At 76.1% G+C, this 238-nt stretch carries 1 protein-coding gene; it reads right to left on the bottom strand.

Annotated elements, in window-relative coordinates:
- Positions 1–44: 44 nt before the first annotated feature.
- On the bottom strand, positions 45–238 hold a 194-nt coding region (locus tag RZA33_RS19785), incomplete at its 5' end, for a hypothetical protein (protein WP_317510062.1).

The raw sequence follows: 238 nt of genomic DNA, 5'->3' as shown, positions 1-238 counted from the left end.
AGCCGCGCACTGAGGCCGCGGCCGCGTGACCAGCAGCGTCACGCTCATGCCGGCAGGTAGGCCCCGGCACCAAGCTCGCGCAGGCCGGCGGCGACTTGCTGGCCCAGGGCACGAGCGGACGCCCCATCCCCCACCTCGGCGGCCATCGCAAAGCGCAGCAGCGGCGAGCGGTGGACCTCGGCATGCCCGAGCGCCGCGTCGAGCAGCAATCGGCTGCCCTGCCACCGCGCGTGCGCCG

Source organism: Halovibrio sp. HP20-59, from assembly GCF_033052795.2.
In the GTDB taxonomy this organism is placed as follows: domain Bacteria; phylum Pseudomonadota; class Gammaproteobacteria; order Pseudomonadales; family Halomonadaceae; genus Vreelandella.
This window is presented reverse-complemented; position numbering and strand designations above follow the sequence as displayed.